15 protein-coding genes are annotated in these 19,436 nt (G+C 39.8%); 13 read left to right on the forward strand and 2 right to left on the reverse strand.

Annotated elements, in window-relative coordinates; genetic code table 11:
* Nucleotides 1-20 precede the first annotated feature (20 nt).
* The 12 genes from ACTJKC_RS05835 to ACTJKC_RS05890 all read left to right on the forward strand — a co-directional run bounded on the left by ACTJKC_RS05835 (nucleotide 21) and on the right by ACTJKC_RS05890 (nucleotide 15,919).
* Entirely contained in the window at nucleotides 21-1,028 is a 1,008-nt protein-coding gene (locus tag ACTJKC_RS05835) for a sensor histidine kinase (protein WP_344849187.1), read from the forward strand.
* A gap of 65 nt (nucleotides 1,029-1,093) precedes the next feature.
* On the forward strand, nucleotides 1,094-1,819 hold the full coding sequence (locus tag ACTJKC_RS05840) for a LytR/AlgR family response regulator transcription factor (protein WP_344849189.1): 726 nt from the start codon (nucleotides 1,094-1,096) through the stop codon (nucleotides 1,817-1,819).
* Between the two features lie 212 nt (nucleotides 1,820-2,031).
* On the forward strand, nucleotides 2,032-2,505 hold the full coding sequence (locus ACTJKC_RS05845) for a nucleoside triphosphate pyrophosphohydrolase family protein (protein WP_025144629.1): 474 nt from the start codon (nucleotides 2,032-2,034) through the stop codon (nucleotides 2,503-2,505).
* Between the two features lie 6 nt (nucleotides 2,506-2,511).
* Nucleotides 2,512-3,363: an alpha/beta fold hydrolase gene (locus ACTJKC_RS05850; protein ID WP_440790683.1), complete on the forward strand. Its 852-nt coding sequence runs from the start codon at nucleotides 2,512-2,514 to the stop codon at nucleotides 3,361-3,363.
* A 634-nt stretch (nucleotides 3,364-3,997) separates the two neighbouring features.
* Nucleotides 3,998-5,092: an L-rhamnose/proton symporter RhaT gene (gene rhaT, locus ACTJKC_RS05855; RefSeq protein WP_440790684.1), complete on the forward strand. Its 1,095-nt coding sequence runs from the start codon at nucleotides 3,998-4,000 to the stop codon at nucleotides 5,090-5,092.
* A 28-nt stretch (nucleotides 5,093-5,120) separates the two neighbouring features.
* On the forward strand, nucleotides 5,121-7,241 hold the full coding sequence (locus ACTJKC_RS05860; protein ID WP_440790685.1) for a bifunctional aldolase/short-chain dehydrogenase: 2,121 nt from the start codon (nucleotides 5,121-5,123) through the stop codon (nucleotides 7,239-7,241).
* 563 nt (nucleotides 7,242-7,804) lie between these two features.
* Nucleotides 7,805-9,085, forward strand: coding sequence for a sugar isomerase (locus tag ACTJKC_RS05865; protein WP_440790686.1), 1,281 nt, complete (start codon nucleotides 7,805-7,807; stop codon nucleotides 9,083-9,085).
* A 13-nt stretch (nucleotides 9,086-9,098) separates the two neighbouring features.
* Nucleotides 9,099-10,484 (forward strand): FGGY-family carbohydrate kinase, encoded by a 1,386-nt coding sequence (locus ACTJKC_RS05870; RefSeq protein WP_440790687.1) that lies wholly within the window; start codon nucleotides 9,099-9,101, stop codon nucleotides 10,482-10,484.
* A gap of 42 nt (nucleotides 10,485-10,526) precedes the next feature.
* Entirely contained in the window at nucleotides 10,527-11,558 is a 1,032-nt protein-coding gene (locus ACTJKC_RS05875) for a GntR family transcriptional regulator (protein WP_344849205.1), read from the forward strand.
* A gap of 282 nt (nucleotides 11,559-11,840) precedes the next feature.
* The gene (locus tag ACTJKC_RS05880; protein WP_344849207.1) at nucleotides 11,841-12,194 is read left to right on the forward strand and encodes a type II toxin-antitoxin system RelE/ParE family toxin; all 354 of its coding nucleotides are present in this window, start codon (nucleotides 11,841-11,843) and stop codon (nucleotides 12,192-12,194) included.
* A complete protein-coding gene (locus ACTJKC_RS05885) occupies nucleotides 12,175-12,480 on the forward strand; it encodes a helix-turn-helix domain-containing protein (protein WP_344849209.1) in 306 nt (101 codons plus the stop codon). The genes ACTJKC_RS05880 and ACTJKC_RS05885 overlap by 20 nt, the downstream gene beginning before the upstream one ends.
* A 25-nt stretch (nucleotides 12,481-12,505) precedes the next feature.
* Nucleotides 12,506-15,919: an SNF2-related protein gene (locus tag ACTJKC_RS05890; protein ID WP_440790688.1), complete on the forward strand. Its 3,414-nt coding sequence runs from the start codon at nucleotides 12,506-12,508 to the stop codon at nucleotides 15,917-15,919.
* Between the two features lie 242 nt (nucleotides 15,920-16,161).
* Here ACTJKC_RS05890 and ACTJKC_RS05895 read toward each other — a convergent pair whose 3' ends face one another.
* Nucleotides 16,162-16,962: an SDR family oxidoreductase gene (locus tag ACTJKC_RS05895; protein ID WP_440790689.1), complete on the reverse strand. Its 801-nt coding sequence runs from the start codon at nucleotides 16,960-16,962 to the stop codon at nucleotides 16,162-16,164.
* Between the two features lie 378 nt (nucleotides 16,963-17,340).
* On the reverse strand, nucleotides 17,341-17,922 hold the full coding sequence (locus tag ACTJKC_RS05900) for a thymidine kinase (protein ID WP_344849215.1): 582 nt from the start codon (nucleotides 17,920-17,922) through the stop codon (nucleotides 17,341-17,343).
* Between the two features lie 123 nt (nucleotides 17,923-18,045).
* On the opposite strand from ACTJKC_RS05900, the gene ACTJKC_RS05905 reads away from it, so the two are divergent.
* Complete coding sequence (locus ACTJKC_RS05905; RefSeq protein WP_440790690.1) at nucleotides 18,046-19,257, forward strand: hypothetical protein; 1,212 nt, start codon at nucleotides 18,046-18,048, stop codon at nucleotides 19,255-19,257.
* Nucleotides 19,258-19,436: the final 179 nt, after the last annotated feature.

Consider the following 19,436-nt stretch of genomic DNA (forward strand, 5'->3'; position numbering starts at 1 on the left):
GCTTTGTATAGTTTTAGGGCATGAAAACAATAAAAACGATTTCCATTCATGTTTTGTGCTGGATACTTATTCTGGGCTATTTTTATGGTGGCTATTTAATTGATGGCACCACTTTTACCAAGGCATCGCTTAGTATCTCCATGAATTTTATACAATTAATAGAATTCTACATCTGTTACTTATGGGTGTATCCCCGCTTTTTGAAAAAGAATAAAATACCACAGTTAATCGGTGGCATTTTGTTAACCATAGCCATATTTATTGCACTGAGGTATTTAATAGAAGAAGTGCTTTATTTAAAATGGTTTGGTTTTCATAATTATAATGATGGTACAACTGCCTGGGCCTATATTTCGGATAACATTTACTGGAGTATTGCTTTTATTGTTACGCCAGCTGCGGTTTATGGTATCGAACAGAGCTTTAAATCGGAGCAGGTAAACCGGAAACTTAAAGAAGAAGTGGTAAAAGCTGAGCTTTCATTCCTCAAATCGCAGATCAACCCACATTTTTTATACAATACGTTAAATTATGTGTATTCTCTGGCTATTCCGGTTTCCGATAAACTGGCCAATGCCGTTTTACGATTATCTGATCTGATGCGTTATACTTTAAACGATAGTCCGGATGGTAAAGTGAGTTTAGATAAAGAAGTAGAATACCTCGAAAGTTATGTCGAGCTTTTTAAAATGCGTTTCGAACCCAAATTTTATGTCGATTTTGTAACCGAAGGCATCAGCGATCAGAAAATAGCTTCGTTGATTCTGATTCCTTTTGTTGAAAATGCCTTTAAACATGGCGTGGTGAACGATGAGGCCCAACCGGTTCGCATTAAACTTAAAGTACAGAACAAACGTTTAAGTTTTGAAGTGAGCAATAAGATCAGCCATGCACAAAAAGACCATTCGAGTGGGGTAGGCATGGTGAATATCCACCGGAGGTTAGACCTGATTTATCCTGACAAGCACGAATTGCTGATTTCGAACAATGGAAATACTTACAAAAGCACTTTGATTTTAAATCTCTGATCGATAATTTGTGCCATTGAAAATAATTAACTTACGCTAACCGCCATACGCTAACCCCTTTTCCTATGATCCGTTGCCTTGCTGTTGATGATGAATCTTACGCTTCAGATATTATTGCCGCCTTTATTAATAAAACACCTTTTTTAGAACTCGTGGGTACTACCACCAATGCTTTTGAGGCACTAAACCTGGTGCAGGAAGGTAAGGTAGACCTCGTATTTCTGGATATCCAGATGCCCGAACTGACCGGAATCCAGTTTTTAAAAATCTGTGGCGGTAAATGTAAAGTAATCCTCACCACGGCCTATCCCGAATATGCTTTAGAAGGTTTCGATCTCGATGTGGTAGATTATCTCCTGAAACCGATTTCTTACGAACGTTTTTATAAAGCCGCCACAAAAGCGCAACAGATTTTAGCACCTGTGTTGCCTGTTCAGCAGGAAGTAATTGTACAGCAAGCTGCCCAGGGGAATGACTTTATTTTTATTAAAGGCGATACCAAAAACAAATTTATCAAGGTTAATTATGACGATATCCTCTACGTGGAAGGATTGAAAAACTACGTTTCGGTATATACGGCTACACAGCGGATCATTACTTACCAATCGTTACGCGAACTGGAAACCGAGTTGCCACAACCGCCTTTTTACCGCATCCATAAATCGTATATCATTTCGCTCGAAAAAATTAAGATGATTGATGGTAATACCGTTTACATTAACGATCAGGCCATACCGGTTGGTGAAACGTATAAGGAAGAGTTTTTTAAAGTGGTGAGGGAAAAAAAATAGGGTTAATTGTTTAAATCGGTTAAGTGGTTAATTGAGGAATAATTAAATATTGTTGAATTGTTAGATTGTTGAGATACATCTATCAATTAACCAGTTTCAACAATTAACCACTTAGCCATCCCTGACAGTTAACCAATCTACGGTGTGCATAAATTCTCCCCAATATTTAGCCTGATTTTTTTAAGTTTGCTGCGTAAATATTAAAATCAAACATGGCCGTACAAGAAACCAATTCGCTCAATCAGGTTGCAGAATTTCACACTACCTTTAAACATCCAATTCTCGAAAATCCGGTTATTCCTTCAAAACAAAGGGCTAATCTGCGCATCTCGCTTTTGGCTGAAGAATTGAAAGAATTGCAGGAAGCAGTAGAAAATGATGACCTGGTAGAAGTGGCCGATGCGCTTTGCGATCTGCAGTATGTTTTAGCCGGAGCCATCCATGAGTTTGGCTTAGGTGGAAAATTTAAGACCTTATTTGATGAAGTTCACCGCTCTAATATGAGCAAAGCCTGTAAAACGGTAGAAGAAGCTGAACAAACGATCCAGTTTTATTTAGATAAAGACCAGACTGAATCTTATTACAAGGAAATCGACGGACTGTTTTTGGTGTTCAGAAAATCTGACGATAAAACTTTAAAGTCGATCAATTATTCTCCTGCAGATTTAAAATCTCACTTAGTTTAAGTTCAGTTGAAAAGACTAAAACAGCTAATAACCGACCTGAAATTATCTCAGGATGCTCCCGATGCAGCTTTAATGCGTGAGTTTATTTTTTACTCGCCAAAAATGCCTTTGCGCTTGCACCAGGAACAGCTAATTGCAGAATCAAAACAGTTTAGCCTGCCGGTTTTTGATACTTATTTTACCAACTCCGAATTAAGTATTAATTGCTTTAGCTGGGGGAATGGAAAAAAGAAAGTATTGCTTACGCATGGCTGGGCTTCGAAAGCCCCGGACTTTTACGAGCTGATTGTTGAACTCCGGAAAATTGAAGATCTGGAGATCATTGCTTTTGATGCACCCGGAAACGGAAGTTCTATATCTGAGTTTTCTAACCTGATGTTATATGCCGATTCGGTAAAAGCTATTGCTTTAAATTACGCACAGCCAGATGCATTAATCGGACATTCGCTGGGCGGCATGGCCAATGTAATTGCGATACAGGAATTAGGAATCACTCCCGGTCTGCTAATCAGCATTGCCCCGTTGATCCGTTTGAAAGAGAATTTTGAGCAGAGTTTGGATTCGGTAAGCATCGGAGCTAAACACCAGGATATTTTCTTTGAAAATTTTACAAAAGAGTTCCCCGTTTCAGCAAGTCATTTTAACCTTACTGAGCTATATCAGCTAAATCCGGGCATTGATCATTTCCTGGCTTTCGATCCCGCTGATCATATTTCTCCATATCCGTTTCTAAAAGAATTTTTAAATAAATACCCTGCAATAAGTTCAAAATCATACGAAGAGGTAGGACATTATAAAATCCTCAAATCTGCTGATGTAATAGGCGATATCATAGAAAAAGTACAAGCCTTAAGCTAATTTTTGAAATTTTATATGATTTGTAGCCACCCATGGAATGAAGCTTTCAAAGTAACTTTGATTGCTTGCCACCTATAGTGTGAAGGTTTCAAAGTAACTTTGATTGGTCGCCACCTATGGTGGGAAGGTTTCAAAGTAACTTTGATTTGATGCCACCCATGGTGGGAAGGTTTCAAAGTAATTCTGTTCAGGATCCCTCTAAAAATAGTCACTGTGGACTGAAGTAGGTAGTAGATTGTGTGGCTGAATCTAAATAGAAGTATCGTTTTTTCCACCGTATTGGAGAAATCTGCATCTAAAAATCACCACCCAGATACCTTCCGTGTCCTCAGGTGGCTTAGGTGGTCAAACAAAAAATGAATCGATATTATTTTTCATAGAAAGTGTTGTCAACTTTACCAGCAAATACGACAGGAAGTTGACAACGCATTCTATTCACCTGACGCCAGATAGTAACATCTGACACTCCTGCAAAGGGCTGCTATCTGTTTTCTATAATATGATTTCCGACCCCTGTCTCCGGACTTATAATTCCATCATCCATTTACGTCTTCCATCTCTGATCCATAACAGTGCATAACAGTTAAAGCTGCTGCAAATTCTATTTTAGGGCAACCAAATATTAAATTAGAGCATGCAAGCAATTTTAGGTTTAATTTTTCATTTCTTCGGTGGTTTCGCCTCCGGAAGCTTCTATATTCCATATAAAAAAGTTAAAGGCTGGGCCTGGGAAAGTTATTGGATTGTAGGTGGATTATTCTCCTGGTTAATTGTTCCGCCTCTTGCCGCTTTCCTAACCGTTCCTAATTTTAGCGAAATTATCAGCAGTACCAATGGTAACATATTATGGCTTACCTATTTCTTTGGCATCCTGTGGGGCATTGGCGGATTAACCTATGGCCTTGGTGTTCGTTACCTGGGCGTATCATTAGGAAGCAGTATCATTTTAGGGCTGTGTATGGTATTGGGCTCGATTCTTCCATCCATTTATTTCGATTTTTTCCCTCAGGCAGGTAAAGATACTTTTACCATGTTTTTGCATACCGATTGGGGCCGCATGGTATTGCTGGGCCTTTTAGTCTGTGTACTGGGTATTGTGATTTGTGGTAAGGCAGGCATGATGAAAGAAAAGGAAATGAAAACTGGTATTACCGATCCACACGGGATGGAGGTAAAAACAGAATTTAAATTCGGGCTCGGTTTATTTGTAGGTATTGTTTCAGGCGTTTTAAGTGCCTGTTTCAATTTTGGTATCGAAGCCGGAAAACCCATGGCCGATGCTGCAAATACCATCTGGAAAGCTGCAAATCCTGCTGAAACAGGCAATTTCCTATTCCAGAATAACGTTACCTATATCATTGTGCTCTGGGGCGGCCTAACCACCAACTTTATCTGGTGTATGGTACTCAACGCTCGCAATAAAACATTCGGCGATTATACAAACGCGGCAACACCATTGCTGAAAAATTATATTTTTTCTGCATTGGCAGGTACCACCTGGTTTTTGCAGTTCTTTTTCTATGGCATGGGTGAAAGTAAAATGGGCAATGGCGCCAGTTCATGGATTCTGCACATGGCTTTTATCATCCTGATCGCCAACATTTGGGGCCTGGTATTAAAAGAGTGGAAAGGCGTATCCAGAAAAACTTTGATTACTGTTTTGGCAGGTATTCTAACCATCATCATTTCGGTACTCATTGTAGGTTATGGTAATTCAATTAAAGGTTAAAAAATAAAAATTTAAATATAAAATTAGAATGTCAATCGATACGAAAAGTTATAAGCACGTAAGCTATCTATGGGATGAAGAAGAAGCCGCAAAACTGGCTGGTGATGAAGTAGCCCTCTTAATTTATCGCTCTAATTTATTGGGTGCTGATTTACGCTTAACCAATTATGGAGGTGGAAATACCTCGTGCAAAGTATTGGAAAAAGACCCGCTTACCGGTTTGGAAACCGAAGTAATGTGGGTAAAAGGTTCAGGTGGCGATTTAGGAACGTTAAAGAAAAGTGGACTTGCTGCATTATATGTTGACCGTTTACGCAGCCTGAAAAATATTTACCGTGGCGTGGAGCATGAAGATGAAATGGTTGAACTGTTTAACCACTGTATTTTCGATTTAAGCTCTAAAGCACCATCAATCGATACCCCTTTACACGGTTTCCTGCCGTTTAAACATATCGATCACCTGCATCCGGATGCGGCCATCGCCATCGCTGCGGCTAAAGACGGTAAAAAAATTACCGAAGAATTATTTGATGGAACGATTGGCTGGGTGGAATGGAAAAAACCTGGTTTCGAACTGGGTTTGCAATTGAAACAATGTTTAGATGAAAATCCGGGTATCCGTGGTATCATGTTAGGCTCACATGGTTTGTTTACCTGGGGCGATACCGCTTACGAAAGTTACCTCAACACCTTAGAAGTAATCGAGATCTGTTCTGATTACCTGAACCAGAATTATGGTAGAAAAGGTCCGGTTTTTGGCGGACAGAAAATAGAAAGCGCAGCAGCAGAGCAACGTAAAAAACAAGCAGCTGCAATAGCACCTGTATTGCGTGGCTTATGTTCTTCTAAACAACACATGATCGGTCACTTCACCGATGATAGCCGCGTATTAGAGTTCATCAATTCTAATGATCTCGATCGCCTTGCACCAATGGGTACGAGCTGTCCCGATCACTTTTTACGCACCAAAATCAGTCCGCTGGTTTTAACTTTAGCCAGTGATGCCGATTTATCAGATGTTAAAGCCTTAAAAGAAACATTGCAACCTGCGTTTGAAGCTTACAGGGCAATGTACACCGATTATTATGAGGCCTGTAAACATCCAAACAGTCCGGCTATCCGCGATACCAATCCGGTGGTAATCTTGTATCCAGGCATCGGCATGTTTACCTTCTCTAAAGATAAACAGACCGCAAGGGTTGCAGCAGAATTCTATATCAACGCCATTAACGTAATGAAGGGTGCTGAGGCAGTTTCCGAATATACTTCATTACCTCATCAGGAAGCTTTTAACATTGAATATTGGTTGCTGGAAGAAGCAAAATTGCAGCGCATGCCCAAACCAAAACCTTTAACGGGTAAAATTGCCCTCATTACAGGCAGTGCCGGTGGTATCGGTAAAGCAATTGCTAAAAAGTTTGTTGCCGAAGGCGGTGTAGTAATTTTAAACGATATGAACGCTGAGCGTTTGGAAGAAGCAGGTAAAGAATTTGCTGGCCAGTTTGGTAAAGATTCTTACAGTACTGCTATTTTAAATGTAACCAGCGAAGCAGATATTAAAGCTGCCTTCGATTCTGCCGCCCTGGCTTTTGGCGGAGTAGACATTGTGGTAAACAATGCAGGTTTATCGATTTCAAAAACCATTGCTGATCATACCGAAAAGGATTGGGATTTATTATATGATGTTTTGGTAAAAGGCCAGTTCTTTATTACCCAGGCTGCAACAAATACGATGCAAAAGCAGGATATTGGTGGCGATATCATTAATATTGTAAGTAAGAACGCCCTGGTAAGCGGACCAAATAATGCCGGTTATGGCAGCGCAAAAGCCGCCCAGTTACATTTAAGCAGATTAAACGCTGCCGAACTGGGTGCCGATAATATCCGTGTAAATGTGGTTAACCCCGATGCGGTAATCAGTGATAGCAATATCTGGGCAGGCGGTTGGGCCGAAGGCCGTGCAAAAGCTTACGGGATCACTGTTGCAGAGCTACCAGCTTATTACGCAAAACGTACTTTGTTGAACCAGATCATATTGCCGGATGACATTGCCAATGCCTGTTTCGCCTTTGTGGGTGGCTTGTTGCACAAATCAACCGGAAATGTTTTAAATGTTGATGGCGGAGTAGCCATGGCATTTGTAAGATAAGACGAATCCTCGGTCTGTGTTCGCACAGACTTTGTTCCTCGGTTTGTGTCTCCACAGACCGAAACAAATAAAGAAATTAGTGGTCTGTGAGGACACAGACCACGGTGATAAGTTAAAATGAAATAATAACAATTTGTTCCTCGGTTTGTGTCTCCACAGACCGAAACAAATAAAGAAATTAGTGGTCTGTGAGGACACAGACCACGGAGAAGGAGACACAGACCATGGCGATAAGAGTAGAATAGATTAAATAATATTAACCACAGATAAAAAGGATGCACACAGATACAAATCCGTGTGCATTCCCACCTGAACGGACGGGCAGGTATTAAATCCGTGGTTAAAAAACATTTGTCTGTAGCATGCAAACCATGGCAAACAGAATTTTAAATTCAGTTTTAGTAAGTTGTTTAACCGGTCTGTGCCTCGCACAGACTGGAAATGACTTTAAATTTTATAATCATCCTCGTTTGTCACAAAGTGATTTCTTAGGAACAACGAGGAAGAGTGAGAACGGCGATGGTATCGCCACAAGATTAACCTGATAAAAACCAAATATCCTCATGAATATCGAGCAGAACCAAATAGAAAAACACAACGACTCCCTTTTAACTTCACACCAACGCAAACTGGCCTTTTTAAAAGAAGATTGGTCGCACGTTGACCTAGAAAGTGTCATCCAAAAACTGGTCGATTTTCAGATTGCCATCCCAAGCTGGGCATTGGGTACCGGCGGAACCCGTTTTGGCCGTTTTGCTATTACCGGTGGCGAACCACGTACAATTGAAGAAAAAATTGAAGATGTTGGTCTGCTTCATGCCCTTAACGGTGCAAGTGGTGCCATTTCACTCCACATTCCATGGGATATCCCTCAAAATGCCGAAGCTTTAAAGTCATTAGCCGCTAGTTATGGTTTAAAGTTCGATGCCATGAACTCCAATACCTTTCAGGATCAGGCAGGCTCTGCACACAGCTATAAATTTGGTTCATTGCAAAATGTGAATAAAGACATTCGCAAACAGGCTATTGAACATAATATCGAAGTAATCAAACATGGTATTGCACTGGGATCGGATGCTTTAACCGTTTGGCTTGCCGATGGTTCTTGTTTCCCCGGACAGCTTAATTTTCGTAAAGCTTTTGAAAACACCCTGGAGAGTTTACATGAAATTTATTCAGCCCTGCCAGAAAACTGGAAAATATTTGTAGAGTACAAAGCTTTCGAACCCAATTTTTATTCAACTACAGTTGGCGATTGGGGGCAATCGTTGCTTTACGCAAGCAAACTGGGTAAAAAGGCTTACACTTTGGTTGATTTAGGTCACCATTTGCCTAATGCGAATATCGAACAGATTGTCGCCTTGCTCTTAATGGAAGGAAAATTGGGTGGTTTCCATTTCAACGATTCTAAATATGGCGACGACGATTTAACCGCAGGAAGCATCAAACCATATCAATTGTTCTTAATTTTTAATGAACTGGTTGAAGGTATGGATGCAAAAGGCATGAACCATGCAAAAGATCTGGGCTGGATGATTGATGCTTCGCACAATGTGAAAGATCCTTTAGAGGATTTATTGCAATCTGTTGAAGCCATTATGATTGCCTATGCACAAGCTTTATTAGTAGATAGAAAAGCATTAAACGAAGCACAGGACAATAACGACGTGGCCAAAGCGCAGGAAATTTTACAACATACTTTCCGTAGCGATTTGAGGGCCTTGGTAGCCGAAGCCAGGTTAAGAGCCGGTGCAGCATTATCGCCAATTGGTTTATACCGTGGTTTAGAAGTAAGAAATAATTTAGTTAATCACCGCGGAAATACTGTTGCCACAGGTTTATAAATAGGAGAATAAAATGCCAAAACCTGTTATTGCCATATTTGATGTTGGGAAAACGAATAAAAAACTCTTTCTGATCGACGAAAACTACCAGATTGTTTACGAACGCTCTGCACGTTTTGTAGAAACAGTTGATGAAGATGGAGAACCCTGCGAAAACCTCGAAAGCCTCCGTTCTTCCGTTTACGATTCCCTGCATCAGGTTTTGCAGTTAAAAGAGTTTGAGGTTAAAGCCATTAATTTTTCTACCTATGGTGCCAGTTTTGTGTACCTGGATGAAAATGGTGAACCTTTAACGCCACTTTATAATTATTTAAAAGAATATCCGGAAGAGCTTAAACAAGCTTTTTATGCAAAATACGGAGGAGAGGAGAAGATTTCATTAGAAACAGCCTCACCAATTTTGGGCAGCTTAAACTCGGGCATGCAACTGTACCGATTAAAGCATGAGAAACCCGAAATATTCCAAAAAGTGAAATGGGCTTTACACCTGCCTCAATATTTAAGTTATCTGATTTCTGGCAAGGCCGTGGCCGATATCACCAGTATTGGCTGCCATACCCAGCTTTGGGATTTCGGTAAAAACCAATACCACAATTGGGTTTCTGCAGAAAAAATAACAGAGAAATTTGGTGAATTTACCCCGGCAGATTCTAGCTTAAACACCAATTTTGAAGGCAGCAGCGTAAAAGTTGGTGTTGGACTGCACGACAGTTCTGCAGCTTTAATTCCTTACCTGGCTAATTTTAACACGCCATTTGTACTCATTTCTACAGGTACCTGGTGTATCAGTTTAAATCCTTTTAACCAACAGCCTTTAACTGCCGGAGAGTTAAAACAGGATTGTTTGTGTTACATGCATTATAAAGGCAAAGCAGTTAAAGCTTCGCGTATTTTTGCCGGTTACGAACATGAAGTACAGCTAAAGCGGATCGCTGAGCATTTTGACCGTGCAGCATACCTGTTTAAACACCTCAAGTTCAATCCATCAATGATTTTAAAGCTGGCGAATAAAATTCCCGAAAACCAACAGGAACAACAGGGTTTTTCTGCAAGTTCAGCCTTCCCAGACCGCGATCTGAATCTTTTCCAGACAGCAGAAGAAGCCTATCATCAGTTAATTTTTGACCTGATTAAACAGCAGATTTATTCATTAAAATTAATTTTAAACGCTGGTGTAAGAAGAATTTTTGTAGATGGAGGTTTTGGTAAAAATGCTATTTACATGCATTTACTTGCTACTTCTATTCCCGATATTGAGGTTTATGCTTCCTCCGTTTCGCAGGCTACGGCCATTGGTACTGCATTGGCGATAAATGATGCCTGGAATGAAAATCCGGCACCAACAGATATGATCCAGCTAAAATATTATTCTGCCATTCAGCGTAGCTTAGATTTTTAGGAATTTGCCTATATTCGAAATCCCTGCACCAATGTAACCGTTTTGAAACCAGAAGACTTAATCCCCTATATCAAAGTTGATGAATATTCATCAACGCCAAAATATAAGCAGTTAACCAACGCTATTTTGGCCGCTATTGAAAGTGGTAAATTGCTTAAAAACAGTTTGTTGCCTTCTATAAACGAATTGAGTTTCAGTTTGGAAATGTCGAGAGATACCGCCGAGAAAGGTTACCGTAACCTTCGCAAATTAGGAGTTGTAGATTCAGTGCCAGGTAAAGGCTATTTTATCATAAATACCGATTTTTCGCGTAAATTAAAGGTTTGTTTGCTTTTTAATAAGCTTAGTACCCACAAAAAAATCATTTACGATTCCTTCACCAAAACCATCGGCGAACGGGCCGCAATAGATTTTTACATCTATAACAATGATTTTGCGCTGTTCAAAAAGATGATTGTGGCCAAACGCGATGATTATTCGCACTTCGTTATTATTCCGCATTTTCTGGAAGGCGGCGAAAATGCCCACGAAATTATCAATACCATTCCAAAGGAGAAGCTGGTGATCCTTGATAAATTGCTGCCCGGTATCACCGGAGATTACGCTGCGGCTTACGAAAACTTTGCACAGGATATTTATGCGGCTTTAGAACAAGCTTTAGACCGACTTTCTCATTATCGCACCTTAAAAATTATCTTTCCAAAAAATAGTTATTTCCCTCATGAGATATTAACCGGTTTTTACAGGTTTTGCCAGCAATATGCTTTCGATCATAAAGTAATCCATAACATTAAAGACGAAGAAATTAACCCGGGAGAAGTTTATATCAACCTGATGGAAGATGATCTGGTAATGCTGATTGAGCGTTTAATTGCTCAAAAACTTAAAATTGGTATAGATGTTGGCGTAATTTCTTATAACGAAACCCCGTTAAAAAGGATCATTTTAGATGGAATTACCACCATTTCTACTGATTTCAGCAGACTTGGCGCACAGGCAGCAGAATTTATTCTCAGTGGAAAAACCGAAAAAGTTGAAGTTCCTTTTTATTTGAATTTGCGGAAGTCGCTGTAAACTAGGAGAGCCGTCATTTCGAGCGCAGCCGAGAAATCTATCCATATGGCACATAAATCTTTCCCCGACTATAAGGGTAGGCATTTTACTATGCTCCAGTTCAGATGACTGTCCTTCTGCTGAATCTGTCAATGGATAGTGTCGTTAAAGACTTCTAGCGGTTGGTAAATGATAAGGAATTGTCGTTCAGCTTTTTTACATATTTTAGCAGGCTTTATAAATCATATTCGTTTGGAAGTTGTTATCTAATTAGCTAACTTTGTGTTGGCTTAAATTTGGTTAATGAACGAAGAATTTATCAGAGACATTTTCTATTTTGAAGAGTATTATTTGGATTTTTACGAGAAGCTTAAACCTAACGTAAAGAAAAAATTCAACTGGACATTACAATTAATCGCTACGCTTGAAAAAATCCCTGAAAAATATTTTAAGCACATTACGGGATCTACAGGACTTTTTGAAATTAGAGTTGAAGTTGGTTCAGATATTTTTAGGGTGTTCAGTTTTTTTGATAAAGGAAAACTGATCATACTTGTAAATGGCTTTCAGAAGAAGACACAAAAAACACCTAAAAATGAAATTGAATTAGCGGAGAAACTTAAAAAGAAATATTTTGATGGAAAAGAAAAAGAATAAATTGACATCATTTGCTGATCATTTGGACAACGAATACGGTAAGCGAGGGACAGAAAGCAGAGAGAATTACGAACAGGAATTCGAGAGTTTTAAACTCGGCGCAATGCTACAAGAACTCCGCAAGGAAAAGGGAATGACACAGGAGCAACTTGCTGAAAAATGCGGGACTACAAAAACCTACATCTCCAGAATCGAGAATAATGCAAGTGACATTAGACTTTCAACTTTAATGAGGATTATTAAAGTTGGATTAGGTGGGCACTTGAATCTAAACGTGAGTTTATAAAACAAAATACCCTATTTCAGTTTAAATGAGTGAACAGGTAACCGCGCAACAGTTTTCAGATCAACATCCCTACGATTATATTTTAAAGGATTTTAACTTGAAAGATCTGAGTCAGGTGGTGATTCTGAAGCATTTAAATGGATTGATTCATACTGATGTTAAAGGTTTTTACCAGCTTTATCCTGAACAGATTGAATTGGATTATGCAGCCTTTAGCGATGAAACTTCCGACCTTTTCTTTCCAATTGTTCAGGTACAGCAGCACCCAAATTCGGTAAAACTTTCTTGTCGTTGCGCTACACCAAAAAATAAACTCTGTGAACACCAGGCAAGGGTTTTATACAACATTCTTCAACGCCAGGAACTGCTGATTTTCTTCGATCATAACCTGCGCAGGCAAAAGCTGGCTAAAATTGCAGTTGATTACGGATTAGAAAAGGAAGAAAAACTCGATCTGCTGTTTAATTTCCGGTATGATAACGGCGAGGTAGATATCCGCCCAAAAATGGATGCCCTGCAGCCCTTTAATAAAGAAGCGCAGCAAAATCTGCAGGAACTTTTACTACCGTCGGCAAAACCTAAGGTAAAATTACCGGTTAAAAGTGATCAGGGCGAAATGATCCTCGTTTTGGGCCAACACCGCTATTATAATAATCTGGTGGTAGAACTTTTCGAAGCCGAAACCACTAAAAATGGTAAGGTTAAAAATCCCATCAAAGCAATTAATCCTAACGGGCTGCTTTTTAAAACCGATAACCATGATCTGGTGAAATTTTATAGCGGCATTACTACTTTTCAGCAGAATTACAATACCGATCAGAATGAAGCAGAAATAGAAGCCTTAAGGGCGATCGTAAAAAATCCACAACAAATTCCATTTTACCTGCAGGACAGTAAACAGTCGTCTGCTATTCAGGCCTCAACCATTACACCTGTAAAGGTTCATTTATTGGAGGTAGATTTAAGACTTTCCGTAAACCAGCGCGATGATTATTATGAAATTACAGGTAGGTTGATTATCGAAGGAAAATCTTACGAACTGGATAGCCTGGTATTGGTGCATCAGTACTTTGTTAAACTTAAAGATCAGCTTTATTTAATCGGCAGACTGGATTTTCTACGTGTGATCGGGTTTTTCAAAAAGCAGAGTAACCGTTTAATCCTGCACAAAACAAAATACCCCGAGTTTCAAAAAACAATCCTTATCCAGTTAGAAGGCAGTATCCATGTCGAATATTCTTATTTAAAACCGGCAACCAGGAGCCAGATCGAAGAAAATGGTTTCGACCTCGAAAATGAGCAGTTAATTTACCTCTCAGAATCCGAGGATTATATACTTCTTACCCCGGTAATGCGTTATGGGAATCTGGAAATTCCAGTGCTCACTAAAAAGCAAATCCAGGCAAAAGATAAACTTGGGAATGTTTTTAAACTTGAGCGTGATGAGAAGGCCGAACTTCAATTTATTTCCAATGTAATCAGGTCGCACCCATACTTTTATGAGCAAATGGAAAACGATTTCCTGTTTGAGCAAAATAACTATGATTCTTTTTACCTGCACCGAAAAAGGTTTTTAGAAGCGGGTTGGTTTCTCGAAGTTTTTGAAGTATGGCGAAATAAAGGCATTCATATTTTAGGCTTCAATCAGCTCAAAAATAATAAACTGAGCGAATTTCAGGCGAAAATTAATATCGAGGTATTAAGTGGAACCGACTGGTTCGAAACCAAAGTGAAAGTGAAATTCGGAAAGCAAGAGGTTGCCTTGAAACTCCTGCATAAATCCATCAGGAACAAAAGCAAATTCGTTACCCTTGATGACGGTACACAAGGAATATTGCCAGATGAGTGGATCGAAAAATTTGCAGCTTATTTTAGCGCAGGCGAACTCACCGAAGATGCTATTCTGAGCCCTAAAATTAAATTTACTTCCATAAATGAACTTTATGAAGATGCGCTACTGGATGGCGAAGTTAAAAACGAACTGAAACTGTATAAACAAAAATTTGAAGGCACTGATGCCATTCAGGAGGTAGAGGTGCCAAAAGGTTTAACCGCAACTTTAAGGCATTACCAGAAAGATGGGTTAAACTGGCTCAACTTTCTGGATGATTTTAATTTTGGTGCCTGCCTGGCCGACGATATGGGCCTGGGTAAAACCATTCAGATTTTGGCGTTCATTTTATCGCAGCGTGAAAAAGTAAAGCACAATACCAACCTCGTGGTGGTTCCGGCATCCTTAATATTTAACTGGAAAGCCGAAGTAGAGAAATTTGCACCATCTATAAAAGTTAAAACCATTTATGCTGGCCAACGCACAAAAACTACGGATACTTTCGACGGTTATGAAATCATTTTAACCTCTTACGGCACATTACTGTCGGATATCCGCTTCTTAAAGGATTATCGTTTTAATTATATCTTTTTAGATGAATCTCAGCTGATCAAGAACCCAGATTCGCAGCGATACAAAGCCGTTCGCATGTTGCAATCGCGTAATAAAGTGGTCATGACCGGTACACCGATCGAAAACAATACCTTCGATTTGTACGGACAGTTGTCGTTCGCTTGTCCGGGGCTCTTCGGAAGTAAACAACAATTTGCCAATTTATATTCTACCCCGATCGATCAGTTTAAAGATAGCAGAAGGGCAGAAGAACTGCAGAAAAAAATCAGGCCATTTATTCTCCGCAGAACGAAAGAGCAGGTGGCAAAAGAACTTCCTGATAAAACTGAAATTGTACTTTATTGTGAAATGGGAGAGGAGCAGCGGGAAGTATATGAAGCAAACAAAAAAGAGATCCAGGATTTTATTTTGGGTAAGCAGGAGGATGATCTGCCTAAAAGTTCCATGCATGTACTGAAAAGCATCACCACTTTGCGCCAGATCTGTAATTCGGCCGCGCTATTGGCCGATGGAAAATCATATTTACAGGCTTCATCAAAAATTGATGTGCTGATGGAACAGATTGAAAGTAAGGCCGGAAATCATAAAATTCTGGTTTTTTCTCAATTTGTAACCATGCTCGATCTGATTAAAAAACAATTGGAAAACCGTGGAATCAGGTATGAATACCTCACCGGGCAAACGCGTAAAAGGGAAGAAGTGGTCACCTCTTTTCAGCAGAACGCTGATATTCCTGTTTTTCTGATCAGTTTAAAAGCAGGCGGAACCGGACTTAATTTAACCGAAGCCGATTATGTTTACCTGGTAGATCCCTGGTGGAACCCTGCGGTAGAAAATCAGGCGATAGATCGGGCATACCGAATCGGCCAGCACAAAAATGTAATGGCGGTACGTTTAATCTGTCCAGGTACCATCGAAGAAAAAATTATGAAGTTACAGGCCACTAAAAAAGACCTGGTGAAAGACCTGATCCAAACCGATGGAAGTTTGTTTAAAAATTTGACTAAGAAAGAATTACTTGGCTTGTTGAGTTAGGATAAGTTCGTTAAATACACTCGGATTGTCATCCTGAGCCTGCCGAAAGACTTATATTATCCGCTAATGATCCGTGGAGACACGAATAAAGTGCTCCGTTATTATTATAAATAAGGTCCGTCATTTCGAGCGGAGTGCAACGAAGCCGGGAAATCTTTAATGTTGTTTAAAATTCAAAGATTTCTCCATTTCGCTACCGATGAAAATCGGTAAGCTTCAGTCGAAATGACGTAATCACTATCCTAAATCCCTACCTCAAACTCATAACCCAAAAACTCGGGCACATTTAAACTCTCTACAATTTTCCAATCTTTCTGTTCTGCAATAAAATTTGGCTCAGCGAGGCCGGTAGATTTAGCTGCATGGGTGTAGAAATCCATTTTCGCAGGGTGATCTGGAGCACAGGCATTGTATGTTCTGCCAAAGGCTTGTTTCTCTAATATTTTAACCGCAATACCTACTGCATCGGTTTGATGGATCAAATTTACTGGCGCTAATCCGTTCGGTACATTACTTTTTCCGGCAAAAAATCTTCCAGGATTACGGTCGGGACCAACTAAGCCTGCAAAGCGGATTACCGTGCAATTTTCAGGGTATAATGCTTTAAAAAGCTGCTCTGCAGATAAAACCATTTTGCCTGAATCGGTATCAGGATTAGTTTCGCTATTTTCGTTAACTGTTTTATTTTCATCCGCATAAACACTGGTCGAGCTGATGAGCACTACCTGTTTCGATTTATCTTTCGCTGCTTCTAAAATTGATTTTATCTTTTGAGGATAATCATGAAGCTCAGTCGAATTGCGCTTTGGTGGAATACAGATAAATAAAGCATCGGCCTCAAAAAATGCCGGATCAGCTTCAATGTTTTCTGCCGTAAAATTAACTAAATAAGGCTGTATATTTTCGGCCTGAAGTATGGCTAACTTCTCCTTACTGGTAGTTGAACCTTTCACAGTATAATTTAACGAAACCAGTTTTTTGGCCAAAGCCAATCCAAACCAGCCGCAACCTAAAATAGAAACGGTTTTAATTTTTTGATTCATGGTACTAAATAACAATTAAACAATTTAGAAAGATAGAATTTTATCCGTTTTGGAAATTGAAGGTTCTGTATTTCATGGGGACTTTAGTCCCGCCATTCGCTATAGCCCTCATTGAAAAATTCGGGGCTGTCGCTGCTGTCGGGTTTAAAATGAATGTTTTGTACATAAACCGTTAATATTTGCAATTTTTTGCCCCCTAGCCCCCTGCCCGTTGCAGGCGGGCGGGTGCAGCAGGTACCCTGCAGGGTTGAGGTATCCCGAACTTTCGGGAAAGCGTACCGCGAAACACGGGAACAAACTTTAATTTTAGCACGGATACTGCGCTTCAGAAAAAAAATACGCATTTACCAATTAACTAATGACTATTGAACCAACTAACTATCCTTTTCCCAAGTTATAACAAGCCCTGCACCGTGGCTCATAACTTTCTTTCTCGCCCAATAAAACAGTGGCTTCATCAGCTGCGGTGCGGTAACTATAAAGTGCCGGATTACCACAGCAAACACAAACCGCATTTACTTTTGTAACATGCTCGGCAATGGCCATTAAGGCTGGCATCGGACCGAAAGGTTTACCGGTAAAATCCATATCCAGTCCGGCTACAATCACACGGATACCCCTAAGAGCCAGTTTGTTGCAAACGTCAGGTAATTCATTATCAAAAAACTGTGCCTCATCTATCCCAACTACCTGGGTATTGGTGCCTAATAATAAAATGGCTGATGCGCTATCAACCGGGGTAGAATTAATTGAATTAAGATCGTGCGAAACTACCGCAGTTTCGTGGTAACGGGTATCGGTACGGGGTTTAAAAATTTCGACATTCAATTTAGCAATCTGAGCTCTTTTTAACCTTCTGATCAGTTCTTCCGTTTTACCCGAAAACATAGAGCCACATACCACCTCTATACTTCCCGAAAATTCGCCTCTTCTCCTAAAATTTTGTTCGCTAAATAACATGCCCGATTTTTTATTCCCCTATGTTCGCTCTATAATTTTTAAACCGAACAAATATGAGAATTATGTGTTATTTTTGGACACATAGTTACCAACATAAATCGCTAAAAAATTCGTTTTAACTTTATGATGAACCAACAAGATATTTTCAGAAAGATCGGCAATATTTTAACAGAATTAAATGAGCAATACCAGTTTCTCGCTCAAAATCCTCAACAATTGAACGATTTGGAGCTTGAGCTTTTTCTGGCCAATGCCCATTTCCTTACCGATCATGTTAATATCGTCAAAAAACTGAATACCGCAGTAGAAGACAAGGCTCCTCAGGCTGGAAATCATGTTTTGCTGGCCGAACAGAATACCATTATCTTACCAGAAACAGAAAAAAACGTTACTGATGAAAACGCCAGCAAGGCACCTCAGGAACTGGAAGAAATAGCCACCGCTGAGGAAGAGGAAGAACGCATTGATATAAAACCGGCTCAGGAGAAATGGGATGATGAAGTAATTGAAGAAGAAAAGACAGCGTCACTTTTAAATCAGGATTTTTTCAAACCCGATCAGGACGACCATACTTTCGAATTTGTGTTGGGTAACCATGATGAAAACGCAAAGTTTGATTACGAAGCAAAGTCTGTAGAAGAAATTTTCGACCGCCCTTTAAGTAAAGAAGAAGCCGAAATTTTAGCGCAGAAAAAGAAGATACACGAAAAAGAAGCATCAGCTCCTCAGGAAGATATTTTGCCTGCTGAAGAGGATGAAATTGGTCCGGAGCCTTTTTTAATTCCATATGAAGAGGAAGAGCCGCAGGTAATTGCAAAAGAAGAACCTGTTATAGAAGTAAAACGCGAAGAGCCGGTTGCTGAAGTAAAAAGGGAAGAGCCGGTTGCCGTGGCAAGTCAGCCTATTGAAGCGCTTAGGGGCGTAAAATTGGATGATCCCATTATTTCGCCTCCAGTTGAGCAGGAGCGCCCTTTATTTACCCCAGAGGCCGTTCCTGTAAAACCAACACCACAACCGGTTGCTACCAAACCCGCTCCAAGTTTAAATGATTTATTGGCAAAAACAAATAGTCAGAATAATGAACCGGTTAAGGCACCAATTGCTGATTTAAAACAGGCCATCAGTTTAAATGAAAAATTACTTTTTATCAGGGAGCTTTTTAATGGCTATAACCTGGCCTATTCTGAAGTGATTGATATCATCAACAGGATGAATAGTTTTGAAGCCGCTGACAGTTATCTTCAACACAATTATGCTGCAAAAAATAACTGGGCCAGTAAACAGGCTACGGTTGATCAGTTTTATGAGTTGCTGAACAGAAGGTTTAGTAAGTAGGCGGGGAGCGATAGGCGTTTAGCGGAGGGCGTTTGAAATAAATTTATAATCGTACTATTAAAAAAGTCGTCATTTCGACTGAAGCGTAGCGAAATGGAGAAATCTAAATCAAAAGCGCTCTTCAAGATAGATTTCCCGGCTGTGTTGCACTCCGCTCGAAATGACATACCTTTAATTTA

This window comes from Pedobacter sp. 22226 (assembly GCF_052045455.1).
GTDB classification, from domain to species: Bacteria; Bacteroidota; Bacteroidia; order Sphingobacteriales; family Sphingobacteriaceae; genus Pedobacter; species Pedobacter jeongneungensis.

Excerpts from the sequence above, each read along its gene's own strand:
- ACTJKC_RS05845 (WP_025144629.1), top strand. The coding sequence starts at position 2,032 with ATGGCCGTACAAGAAACCAATTCGCTCAATCAGGTTGCAGAATTTCAC.
- rhaT (WP_440790684.1), top strand. The coding sequence starts at position 3,998 with ATGCAAGCAATTTTAGGTTTAATTTTTCATTTCTTCGGTGGTTTCGCC.
- ACTJKC_RS05885 (WP_344849209.1), top strand. The coding sequence starts at position 12,175 with ATGGAAAAGAAAAAGAATAAATTGACATCATTTGCTGATCATTTGGAC.
- ACTJKC_RS05835 (WP_344849187.1), top strand. The coding sequence starts at position 21 with ATGAAAACAATAAAAACGATTTCCATTCATGTTTTGTGCTGGATACTT.
- ACTJKC_RS05905 (WP_440790690.1), top strand. The coding sequence starts at position 18,046 with ATGATGAACCAACAAGATATTTTCAGAAAGATCGGCAATATTTTAACA.
- ACTJKC_RS05860 (WP_440790685.1), top strand. The coding sequence starts at position 5,121 with ATGTCAATCGATACGAAAAGTTATAAGCACGTAAGCTATCTATGGGAT.
- ACTJKC_RS05900 (WP_344849215.1), bottom strand. The coding sequence starts at position 17,922 with ATGTTATTTAGCGAACAAAATTTTAGGAGAAGAGGCGAATTTTCGGGA.
- ACTJKC_RS05870 (WP_440790687.1), top strand. The coding sequence starts at position 9,099 with ATGCCAAAACCTGTTATTGCCATATTTGATGTTGGGAAAACGAATAAA.
- ACTJKC_RS05880 (WP_344849207.1), top strand. The coding sequence starts at position 11,841 with ATGAACGAAGAATTTATCAGAGACATTTTCTATTTTGAAGAGTATTAT.
- ACTJKC_RS05890 (WP_440790688.1), top strand. The coding sequence starts at position 12,506 with ATGAGTGAACAGGTAACCGCGCAACAGTTTTCAGATCAACATCCCTAC.
- ACTJKC_RS05865 (WP_440790686.1), top strand. The coding sequence starts at position 7,805 with ATGAATATCGAGCAGAACCAAATAGAAAAACACAACGACTCCCTTTTA.
- ACTJKC_RS05840 (WP_344849189.1), top strand. The coding sequence starts at position 1,094 with ATGATCCGTTGCCTTGCTGTTGATGATGAATCTTACGCTTCAGATATT.
- ACTJKC_RS05895 (WP_440790689.1), bottom strand. The coding sequence starts at position 16,962 with ATGAATCAAAAAATTAAAACCGTTTCTATTTTAGGTTGCGGCTGGTTT.